Genomic DNA, 10,248 nt, shown 5'->3' with positions numbered 1-10,248 from the left:
TGAGCGACTCGCTCCGCAATCGCGGGCAACTGGATCTGGTCCGCGATTATGCGGTCTACTGGATCCCCGACCCGCCGGCGACCACGGCCTCCGCCGACACGTCGTCGAGCCCCCCCGGCAGCGGCGTCTCCTGAATCTCCCCCTGGGACTGGGTCCAGTCCGGGAAGATCCACTGTCTGGAGGCGGGCAACTACACTCTGAAGATCGTCATGCTCGTCTACGGCACGGCGGAGGTCGACTGCATCGACGTGCGCGACGGCATCGTTATCCCGACGCGGTCGGTCACCTGGGGCCGCATCCGCTCGCTGTTCCGCTAGCGCCTCTTCGCCATCATGCGGGTGATTCCCGCGGCGACCTCGGCTCCCAAGAGGAAGACGAGCCCCGCGAAATAGACCCAGAGCAGGATCGCCAGGGCCGATCCGAGCAACGGGTAGGCGCGGGTGTAATCCCTATGCCGCACATATGCCGACAGGAGCTGTTTCGTAGCTTCCCATAGCCCGGCCGTGAGCCATCCGCCGACCAGAGCGGCGCGCCAGGGGACCTTCTTCGCCGGCAGCAGCCGGTAAAGGAGGGTCACGATCCATCCGGCCGCGAACAGGCCGGTCCCGAGCTGCACGAGACGCCAGTTGGCCCGCCCCCCGAAGTCGTATTCCCTGCGGAAGGCGTCGAGAAAGACATCCCCCGCGAGCGAAGCGAAGACCAGGAGGGAAACCCCGCCGACGAGAAGGAAGGAGACGAGCCGCGAGCGAAGGAAGCCCAGCACTTGCCTCCTGAACGGCACCGGCCTGTCCGTGACGTGCGTGTCCCAGACCACCTGCAAAGAGCTCTCGAGCTGGCCGAAGGCCCCCGCGGCGGCAAGGAGCAGAGTCCCGATTCCCAGTAGCCCCAGTCTGCCGCGGGCCTCCTCGGTCGCGATGAGCGCCTCGACGGCGATGCGCGCGACCTGGGGGGAGACGCCGTCCGAGAGGAGCCGCGAGAGCCCGTCCCTAAACGAGACCGCTCCGCCCCACGACGCCAGCACGAATCCGAACACCGATGTCAGGAGGATCAAGAGGGGCAAGAGCGAGAAGATCCCGTAGAAGGCGATCGCCGCGCCGAGCTGGGTGCATCGATGCCGGTGCCATCCCCCCCAGACTTCCACGAAGAGCCGCCCGAGCCAGCGCAGGGCTGCAAGGAGGCCCCGCCCGCACCGGTCGGCGAAGCGCCCCGTCGTCTCCATCTCAGGGGAGAAAACGCTCTGTGTGAGAGAGCTTCGCAGGGAGGTATTCCTCGATCACGTAGTTCAGTCCCCACTTGGCCAGCGCCTGCTGCTCCGCGCGCACGCCCATCTGGAGGAGCTTCTCCATCGCGCGCCGCCACTCGCGGTGTTTCTGGAAGAAGGGATCGTTCTTGATCGCGTCGCGCGCCCGCTTGATGTCGACTTCCTTGAGCGGGTGGGTCGGCAGCTTGTAGTCGACAATGTCCTGCGGCGTCACTCCGAGGAAGCGGGTGTGGGGCACGCAGAAGAACTGGTTGATGTGCGCGGCGTTCCCCGACCCGACCTTGAGCGTCCGGTAGATGTTCGAGATCCCGTATGGATCGCAATCCACAAAGGCATAGACCGGGAGCTTTCGTTCGTCGGCCAGGCGGCGGATGAATCGCCGCGTGGCCCGCGTCGGCACACCCCCCATCGACACGAGGATGCAGGAGGCGGTCTTCCAGAACTTGTGGCTCTGCAGCCTCTGGAACATGCCGCCCGTCTCGATGGCCAGAACGAAGCGGGCCTCGGTCTCGAAACCGAGGTGCTCGACCGATGACGGGATCGAATAGGCTCCGGACCCGAACCGCGTGCAGTCGATCCGCTCAATCTCGCCGGTCTCGAGATCGGGGTCGAGGACCACGAGGTCCCCCGCCACGGCGCCGCCGTGCTCGTCCGGGATGAAGCGGAGCTGCTCCCGGTTGATCTCTCCCTGCGAGAAGAGGGCCTCGATGTCGTCCATGACCGTGTCGGACTCGACCTGGTCGTGGAACATCGCGTCGCCCCAGTTCTTGGACTGATAGTAGGCGTCCCTCTTCGTCGCGAAGTCGTTGGACTCGATCAGCTCCTTCGAGAGGGACATCATCCGCAAGGTCTGGGCGAAGGTCTTCACGGTGTTGACCGTCAGCGTCCTGACCTTCTTGAGGCGCCCGATCTCCAGGTATCCCTTCTTCTCGGAGTAGGAGACATTGCCCAGCGACCGCACGGGGAACTTCATGTCCGGCTTCTGCCGCTTGCCGATCCGTTTGTGGACTTCGGCGGCGGTAGAGATGATGAGGTCGACGGTCTGGCGATCCAGCTTCCGGTTGCGTTCGCGGACCGTCTTGAGGACCCCCGTGTCGAGCTTCTTCATCTCCGATTCCCCCTCATCACACCCAACGCGCCACGTGAATCGCCGGACGGATTCGCACAGGCGCGCGTCTTCACGCCGGCGGGGGGATCTCCAGATCCCGCGGCGCAGATCCGCGCCGGCGCGCATCGCTGCCCGCTTTGCGTGACACGCCGATCGACGGATCTGCCGCCGCGATCCCCGATGGAGTCGGAATCTCGCGAGGAGATCCGTCCTTCGCAGGGATCATGCCAGCGGCAGCGCGCGCGGTGCCACCGGCGCACGGCGACGTCGTCCTGTGGACCCGCGGCCCGACCCGCTCCCGCAGCCCCGCGCCGCGAACGCGACCATGGCGGGACGAAGGGAAGCGGCCGGCTCGCCGCCGTCCGCAGCGGAGTTGCGGCGGGGCTCATTGATCTTGCTCCTCCTCGCCCCTGCTCTTCTCGAGGATCTGTGTCAGGGTCGCGACTGTCCGCTCGCGGTCGGCGTCGGTCAGAGCCAGGATCTGCTGCAGGGCGACTCCGATGAGGGGAATGTACTTTTTGATGTACGAGCGCTTCTTTCCTTCCTCGTGAGCCCGCCGGGTCCTGTTGATGTGCAGGGCGAGCCGCCTCCCGCACTCCTGCAGCGCGAGCCGGATCTCCTTCAGGATCTCCGGGTAGTGCGCGATCGACTCTTTGCTCTCGGACGTGAACGGGACCCACGCGGACACGATGTGCACGAGGAGAACCGCGGGACCGACCGGCAACGCCCCTCTCGGCTGCGTCACCTGGTAGTTCTTCCAGTCCGTGCCGATCGCCGACTTGGTGATGGCGCAGGCGGACTGCTGGTAGAGCAGCGGAACGCGATTGGCGTAGCGGTAGAGGGTGACGGGCTCCTCGGCGGGCTGATCGCCGCCCCAGGCGATCCCCGCCTCGACGAGAAACGGATTCCCCCGATAGACGGTCGGCGGCCGGCTGACGACGGCGTAGAAGTCGGCCTGAACCTCCGCCATGAGCGCCTGCTCCAGAAGCTTCTCCCCGATCGGGACGATGCAATTCGTCGGCGGCGCCATCAGCTTCACCTGGTTCATCGCCTTGTGAAGCCGTTCGGCGCTGTCCAGCGCGATCTTCGACGGTTTCGTGGAGGGGCCGATCTGGGCCAGCTTCGCGATCTCGTCGGCCGCGCGCGGCGACACCCTGGAGAACTCAGCCTGCAAGAAGGAGCGGAGGTTCCTCGCCTCCGAGGTCTTGAGCATCTTGAGCAGGACGCCCAGCTCTACCCCATACGGGTGCGGCTGGATCTCTTTCGGCTCGGGGGGGAGAGCGTTGCTCACGCGCTCAAAGGTGATCGGCTCCGGCGTCCCGTCCGAGCTCGGGGGCAGATAGACAATCCGCGCGTGAGGATTGGCAATGGCGACCTGCCGCAAGTATCCCTCGACCGAGTGCCGCCCTCGCTTGTAGGTCCCCGCGAGCTCGATCTCCACCCGCGTTCCGTGCTCCACGTCCCACTCGATCTCCCTTTCCTCGAGGATCTCGGGACGATTGCGATGGGTGTCGATCCGCAGCTCGAAGTGGTGGGCCGGCTGCCGGGACCCCGTCCTGGTCCGGATCGTCATCGGCCGGCCGCTCGTCAGCATCCCGTACATCCCCGCCGCCGAGATGCCGATCCCCTGCTGTCCCCGCGATTGTTTCAGAGTGTGGAACTTGGACCCGTAGAGAAGCTGGCCGAAGATCTTCGGGACCTGGGCGCGCACGATGCCGGGGCCGTTGTCCTGCGCGATCACGCGGTAGCGGTCCTCCGAGATCGGCACGATCTCGATTCCCAGATCAGGAAGGATCCCCGCCTCCTCGCAGGCATCCAGGGAGTTGTCCACCGCCTCCCGTACCGTCGTGAGCAGGGCCTTGGATGGATTGTCGAACCCCAGGAGGTGGCGGTTCTTGGCGAAGAACTCGCTGACCGAGATGTCCCTCTGGCGGGTAGCCAGATCGGCTGCCGAGCGCCCCGCGCGCGGGCGGGCCGGGGGCTCCGCCACGGCCACCGCTCCCTCGCCCGCGCCGACCGCCCTCTGCTCGGCGCTCGCTGCGGGGAGGGTCTGCCGCATCGACCTTCTCGCCGGAGGATCGGGGGCTGCGAACGCAACCTCGAGCTGCACCCCGCCTGTCCGCTTCCTATTCTTCGCTGCCACCTTGAGTGCACCTCCAGTCCGCGGCCTGCCGGTCGACTCCAGTAGAGAGAAACAGAAAAAGTGAAGGCCGCCAAGGTCGAATTGGCCCGCGCCGCGGGGCTGAGGAAGACGGCGGGGTCGCCGCCAAGCGCCCCGGAGCCTAGACCGGTCGAGCCGATGCCCCCCGGAACCCCAGGTCCGGGCAATCCCCCGAAGAGCGCCAAGCAGTCCGCCTCGCGAGCGACAGGCGCTCATTGTACAAATCCGTCCCTTTTTCCTTTGACAGAAGCGAGAAGCGCGCCAATACTGCCTGCAATGCGTCACTGAACGCAGGAATGCGCGCAGACGGCGCGCTTCACGTTGCGCGGGGTTGTTGAGGTCCGCACGAATGTCGGACCACCGTGCACAGGTCCAAGCGAGGCGGATCGCTTCGCTGAGTATGGGAGTGTCCAACATGCCTACAAAGAAGAGAGTCAAGGCACGGCGCCCGAAGCGCCTCGACAAAGTCGCATTGAAAGCCCGCGAGGCTGCGATCATCGCGGATTTGAGGGCGGGCAACCTCAGCTATCGCAAGATCGCCGCAAGGCACAAGGTGTCCCTTCCGACCGTGAACGCGAAGGCGCGCAAGGCCGGGATCCGGCGGCCGCGCGGAAGAAGGCCGATGGTCGCCGCTCCGGTCAAGGCCGTGACGGTGGCCCCGAGGAGAAGGGCGAAGGCGGCCAAGATGGTGGCCCCGATGGCGAAGGTGGCTCACCGTCCCCGCAAGCGGGGCAGGCCTCGGCGGGTGGCCGCGCGCGCGATCCGCGTTCCTGCGGCCAGCGGCGCCTTCCAGGAGGCCTTCCGTCAGATGGTGCTTCACTACTATCCGAGGTTGACGCTCGCGCAGTTCGATCGTCTGGCAAAGGTGATCGCGAAGGCGGTGAGCTGAAGAGCCGATCCGTCTGAGATGTAGGGACGAAGGCCCGGGTAGGCCTCAGGATTTCGGGGGGGCCACCCGGGCCCGTTCCCTTGCGGGCGGCAGCGTTTGCCAGATCCCGCCCCCCTCGTCTAGACTTCCATCCATACTTGATCTTCGCGGCGCTCCAACCGGAGGGAGGTCGTCACTTGAAGCCTATCTTGTTCAGCGGGATTCAGCCCAGCGGGGACATCCACGTGGGGAACTTCTGCGGGGCGATTCGCAATTGGGTCCGCATGCTCGACTCCCACGACAGCATCTACTGCATCGTGGACTACCACGCGCTGACCCAGCCGTACGAGCGGGAGCTTCTGGCCCGCCGCACTTTTGACGCCGCGGTGACCAATATCGCCGCCGGGCTCGACCCCTCGCGATGTCGGCTCTTTGTTCAATCCCACGTCCCACAACACACCGAGCTTGCATGGATCTTGAACACCGTCACGCCGATGGGCGATCTCTCGAGGATGACGCAATTCAAGGAGAAGTCCCAGCGCGTGGAGGCGGAAGCGTCCATCAATGCCGGACTCTTCACCTATCCGGTCCTCCAGGCCGCCGACATCCTCCTTTACAAGGCGGTGGCCGTGCCGGTCGGCGAGGACCAGATCCAGCATATCGAGCTTTCCCGCGAGATCGCCCGCAAGTTCAACGCCCGTTTCGGAGAGATCTTCCCCGAGCCGGCGCAACTGGTCCCGCAGACGGGCGCGAGGATTCTCGGCCTGGACGGCAAGACCAAGATGAGCAAGTCGCTCGACAACTACATCGGCCTCTTGGAGGACTCGAAGGCGGTATGGCAGAAGCTCGCCCCGGCCTATACCGACCCGGCGCGGGTGCGCCGCTCCGATCCGGGCACGCCCGAAGTCTGCAACATCTACTCCCTCCACCAGAGCTTCTCTCCCGATCGGGATCAGGAGGAGGTGGCGCAAGGTTGCCGCAGCGCGGGGATCGGGTGTATCGATTGCAAGAAGATCCTCCACCGGAACATGATGGACGTCCTCGCCCCGATCCAGGAGAAGGCCGCGGGCCTCCGGGCCAAACCCGAGTCGGTCGAGGATGTGCTCGAGCGGGGGGCGCGGGAGTGCGGAGAGCTGGCTGAGCGCACGATGAAGGAAGTCCGGGGCGCGGTCGGAGTCCGACCGCCCCGATAGATGGGTATGACCGAGTCTGAGAGGCGAGCGGGCGCTCCGCGAGGCTCGCGGAACCCTCTCGCCAGGAGGTAACGATGGACCGACGCGCCTTGCAGCAGTCCCTGCTGGAGCTGGTACGAAAGACATCGGCGGAGTTGCCGGACGACGTCGCGACCGCCCTCATCCGGGGGCGGCGCAAGGAAGTGAAGGGCACGACCGGCCACTACGCCATGGGTGTCATCCAGGAGAACTTCGAACTGGCCCGCGCGAAGAGCCAGCCGATCTGCCAGGACACCGGATCGATCCTCTTCTTCGTCACGGCTCCGAAGGGATTCGACCAGGCCGCCTTCAAGGCGGCCGCCGACGCGGCCGTGAGCGAGGCCACAAGGGTCGGCTATCTTCGCCAGAACTCCGTCGACTCGCTTACCGGCAAGAACAGCGGGACCAACCTGGGCCCCGGCAGTCCCAGCTACCACTTCGAGCAGGGCAAGAAGGCGGGCATCGACCTCCGCCTCATCCTCAAGGGCGGCGGGTGCGAGAACGTCGGCGCGCAGTACTCCCTCCCCGATTCGCGCATGGGCGCCGACCGGGATCTTGCCGGCGTCGAGAAGTGCATCCTCGATGCCGTGAACCAGGCTCAGGGAAAGGGATGCGGCCCCGGGATCCTCGGCGTCACGATCGGAGGCGATCGGGCGACGGGCTACCTCCACTCGAAGGAGCAGTTCCTCCGCAAGCTCGACGACAGGAACCCGAACAGGGTCCTGGCCGCGCTCGAGAAGCGGATTGTCGAGAAAGCCAACGCCCTGGGCATCGGCCCGATGGGATTCGGCGGCGGCACGACCCTGCTGGGCTGCAAGGTCGGCGCGCTGGACCGGCTGCCGGCCTCCTTCTTCGTGACCGTCTCGTACATGTGCTGGGCCTACCGGCGTCAGGGAGTTCTCCTCGACGCGCGCGGCCGCATCCGTCAGTGGCTCTATTGACGGGACTCGCGCAACGTCCCTCTCAGGCGAACACCTATCGCCCAGGCAAAGGAGCGAATGATGAGACTCGAAGCGCCGTTCACCGAAGATAAGATCCGGGCCCTCAAGGTCGGGGACATCATCGACATCTGCGGCATCCTCTACACAGGACGCGATTCGGTCCATAAGTACCTGCACGAGGGGAATCCGCCGCCTGTCGATCTCTCCAACTCGATCATCTATCACTGCGGACCGGTGGTCGTCAAAGAAGGGAAGGAGTGGGTTGTGAAGGCGGCCGGGCCGACCACCTCGATCCGAGAGGAACCGTATCAGGGAGGCCTGATCGGGAAGTACAACCTGCGTGGGGTGATCGGCAAGGGCGGGATGGGCGCCTCGACCCTCGCGGCCTGCCGCGAGCACGGCTGCGCCTACCTGCACGCCATCGGGGGAGCCGCGCAGGTTCTCGCCGAGAAGGTCAAGAAGGTCCGCGGCGTCTATCTGCTGGAGCGCTTCGGCAGCCCCGAGGCGATCTGGGAGCTCGAGGTCGAGGACTTTCCCGTCGTCGTGACGATGGACGCGCACGGAAACAGTCTGCACAAGGATGTTCACGCGGCATCGACCGCGAAGCTTCAGGATCTCTTCCGGGAGATCGGGCAGAAGCAATAGCGGCGGGCGGGTGACCGCGTTCGGACATCTCTGGCGCTCGAGCCGGACCCTCTCGCGGAACGCCCGCCTCTATCTGATCGGGACCTTCCTGATGGGGCTCGGCCACGGGAGCCTCTGGGTCCACATGAACCTCTACTTCCGCACGCTGGGGATGGGCGAGGCGACGATCGGCCGGATCCTATCGGCGGGAAGCCTCGGAATGGTCCTGATCTCGATCCCCGCCGCGCTCTGGATCGACCGCTTCAGCGCGCAGTCGGTCTTCATGCTCGCCGCGGCCGGATTCGCGGGGGCCTTCCTCGTTCAGCTCTTGCTGCCCTATCCCGGCGTTCTGATCTTCGCGGCGATGGCGACCGGAATGCTCTTCACGGTCCACTGGGTCGCGGCGGCGCCGTTCTTCGTCCGCAATAGCACGGCGGAGCAGAGGACGGAGCTGTTCGGCTTCGCCTCCGCGGTCGAGACCCTCGCGACGGTGCTGAGCGCCTTCGGGGCGGGGCTGGCGGCGAAACGGATCGCCGAGCACCTCGGCAGCGAGGTCCTGGGCCTACGATATGCCCTCTCGGGCGTGGCTTTCCTGACCGCTCTCGCCGTGATCCCGTTCGCGCGGATCCGGAGCGCCCCCCCGACCGCGGAGCGCCGAGGTTGGCGCGCGTACGTCCTGGCGCGGGACTATCGGCTGCTCGGCAAGATCTGCCTGCCGTCTTTTCTCGTGGGATGCGGCGCCGGGCTCACGATTCCCTTCCTGAATCTCTACTTCCGCGACCGATTCGACCAGGATCCGCAGCAGATCGGGTCGTTCTACGCGGTCGCGCAGATCTTGATGATGGCGGGATTCCTTCTCGGTCCGCTCCTCGCGCGCAGGCTCAATCACGTGCGGGCGATCGTCACGACGGAGCTCCTGTCGATCCCCTTCTTTCTGATCCTGGCCCTGGCGGACCGGCTCTGGCTCGCCGTCCTGGCCTTCTGGTTTCGCGGCGCGCTGATGAACATGAACCAGCCGGTCTCCTCGGCCTTCGCGATGGAGATCGTGCCGGCCGATCATCAGACCGCGACGAACAGCCTGCGGATGCTCGCCTGGAACCTCTCGTGGATGGTCACGGCGCCGCTCGGAGGATGGCTGATCGAGCGTTACGGATTCACGCCGAACATGGTCGGGACGATGGGGCTCTACCTGGCCGCGGCCTCGCTGTTCTGGATCTTCTTCAGGCGCTTCCGCGTCGAGCAGGAACGCCCTACGTCGGGATCCACGCGATCCGGCGGTTGATCGTCCGTCCCGTCGAGGTCTTTAGCCGCAGGAAGTAGATGCCCGAGGCCATGCGCTGGCCGGAGTCGTCCTTGCCGTCCCACGAGAACTTCCTGGACGGTGCGGGCCCGGACCAGATCGAGCGGACGCGGCGCCCGCCCACGTCATAGAGGTCCAGTTCGATATTGTCGGATCCGGGACCGTCGATCACGAAACCGATCCGATCTCGCGAGGGGCTGGGGCCCACGGTGAAGACAAGATCATCGGGCTCCGGGATCAAGGTCGTGTCCGGAGGCTCCGTCCCCACGGCCCAGCGGTACGACTGGCGATCCATCTTCCCCAGCCGATCCCACAGCTTGATCGTGAAGGCGTAGACGCCGCTGTCGGGAGCGGATCCGCTCAGGACTCCTGTCGCCTGATCGAGCGCCAGGCTGTCCGGCAGCGGGCTCGCGCGGTCGGCCTCCCACGCGTAGGGCGGATTCCCCCCGCGTCCCACCAGGGTTGCCGCATAGAGTTGTCCCGCGACGCCGTCGAGAAGATCGGTGGTCGTGATGTTCAGGCCGTACGGAGCCGTCTCACGGTGGCAGAGAACCCAGCTGTTGGGATCGACCGTAACGCCGATGGCCGGCCCGTCCAGCTCGAACTCGAAGTCGAGGTGATCCGGATCGTTCCAGATCCTCTTTCGAACTGCGCCTCCCCCATCGAGCGAGATCTCCAGATCGAGCGGCATCGTGAAGAACCCCGCAGTCTGCTGCTTCTGGGCGATATGGATCGCCACCGAGGGCGTGGCCGGGTCACCGAGCGGGAGGTAGG

General features: G+C 66.0%; 7 protein-coding genes and 1 pseudogene. 4 read left to right on the top strand and 4 right to left on the bottom strand.

Going from position 1 to position 10,248, the window contains the following annotated elements:
- Positions 1 to 313 precede the first annotated feature (313 nt).
- The 3 genes from FJY88_09020 to FJY88_09010 form a co-directional block, all read right to left on the bottom strand.
- Complete coding sequence (locus FJY88_09020) at positions 314 to 1,219, bottom strand: YihY/virulence factor BrkB family protein (GenBank protein MBM3287473.1); 906 nt, start codon at positions 1,217 to 1,219, stop codon at positions 314 to 316.
- 1 nt (position 1,220) lies between these two features.
- Complete coding sequence (locus FJY88_09015; protein MBM3287472.1) at positions 1,221 to 2,369, bottom strand: DNA topoisomerase VI; 1,149 nt, start codon at positions 2,367 to 2,369, stop codon at positions 1,221 to 1,223.
- A gap of 385 nt (positions 2,370 to 2,754) precedes the next feature.
- Positions 2,755 to 4,512, bottom strand: coding sequence for a DNA topoisomerase VI subunit B (locus FJY88_09010; protein MBM3287471.1), 1,758 nt, complete (start codon positions 4,510 to 4,512; stop codon positions 2,755 to 2,757).
- 433 nt (positions 4,513 to 4,945) lie between these two features.
- Between FJY88_09010 and FJY88_09005 the strand changes: the two genes are divergently transcribed.
- The 4 genes and pseudogenes from FJY88_09005 to FJY88_08990 all read left to right on the top strand — a co-directional run bounded on the left by FJY88_09005 (position 4,946) and on the right by FJY88_08990 (position 9,456).
- Entirely contained in the window at positions 4,946 to 5,419 is a 474-nt protein-coding gene (locus tag FJY88_09005) for a hypothetical protein (protein ID MBM3287470.1), read from the top strand.
- Positions 5,420 to 5,595: 176 nt separating this feature from the next.
- Positions 5,596 to 6,591 (top strand): tryptophan--tRNA ligase, encoded by a 996-nt coding sequence (trpS, locus tag FJY88_09000; GenBank protein ID MBM3287469.1) that lies wholly within the window; start codon positions 5,596 to 5,598, stop codon positions 6,589 to 6,591.
- A 74-nt stretch (positions 6,592 to 6,665) separates the two neighbouring features.
- A pseudogene (locus FJY88_08995) lies at positions 6,666 to 8,195 on the top strand (fumarate hydratase).
- Positions 8,131 to 9,456 carry an MFS transporter gene (locus tag FJY88_08990; GenBank protein ID MBM3287468.1) on the top strand — a complete coding sequence of 442 codons (1,326 nt, stop codon included), beginning with the start codon at positions 8,131 to 8,133 and terminating at the stop codon, positions 9,454 to 9,456. Before FJY88_08995 ends, FJY88_08990 begins: the two are co-directional and overlap by 65 nt.
- On the opposite strand, the gene FJY88_08985 is transcribed toward FJY88_08990, so the two are convergent.
- Positions 9,425 to 10,248, bottom strand: an 824-nt coding sequence (locus tag FJY88_08985; protein ID MBM3287467.1) for a hypothetical protein, incomplete at its 5' end; no start/stop codon positions are given. The two genes, FJY88_08990 and FJY88_08985, sit on opposite strands and share 32 nt — an antisense overlap.

The organism is Candidatus Eisenbacteria bacterium, from assembly GCA_016867495.1.
In the GTDB taxonomy this organism is placed as follows: Bacteria; Eisenbacteria; RBG-16-71-46; order CAIMUX01; family VGJL01; genus VGJL01.
This window is presented reverse-complemented; position numbering and strand designations above follow the sequence as displayed.

Bases quoted from the DNA above. Each gene is read 5' to 3' on its own strand.
- FJY88_09015 (MBM3287472.1), bottom strand. From the start codon at position 2,369: ATGAAGAAGCTCGACACGGGGGTCCTCAAGACGGTCCGCGAACGCAAC.
- FJY88_08990 (MBM3287468.1), top strand. From the start codon at position 8,131: ATGTTCACGCGGCATCGACCGCGAAGCTTCAGGATCTCTTCCGGGAGA.
- FJY88_09020 (MBM3287473.1), bottom strand. From the start codon at position 1,219: ATGGAGACGACGGGGCGCTTCGCCGACCGGTGCGGGCGGGGCCTCCTT.
- FJY88_09005 (MBM3287470.1), top strand. From the start codon at position 4,946: ATGCCTACAAAGAAGAGAGTCAAGGCACGGCGCCCGAAGCGCCTCGAC.